Genomic DNA, 397 nt, shown 5'->3' on the forward strand with positions numbered 1-397 from the left:
TCTCGAACGTCTCGATGACGTCGTCGACCTTGATGTCGCCGTAGGTACCGAGCGTCAGACCGCACTCGAAGCCCTCGCGGACCTCGACCACGTCGTCCTTGAACCGGCGCAGCGACGAGATCGGGAGGTTCTCGTGGATCACCTTCGAGTCGCGCAGCAGGCGCGCCCGGGCGTTCCGGCGGATCTCCCCGCTCATCACCAGGCAACCGGCGATCGTGCCGAACTTCGAGGACTTGAAGACCTCGCGGACCTCCGCGCGGCCCAGCTCGACCTCCTCGTACTCCGGCTTGAGCATGCCCTTCAGGGCCGCCTCGATCTCGTCGATCGCCTGGTAGATCACCGAGTAGTAGCGGATCTCGACGCCCTCGCGGTTGGCAAGCTCGGTGGCCTTGCCCTC

At 65.7% G+C, this 397-nt stretch carries 1 pseudogene; it reads right to left on the minus strand.

Annotated features, from left to right (window positions below):
- A pseudogene (locus DBV35_RS29385) lies at positions 1-397 on the minus strand (translation initiation factor IF-2); the annotation flags it as partial.

The organism is Acuticoccus kandeliae, from assembly GCF_003073115.1.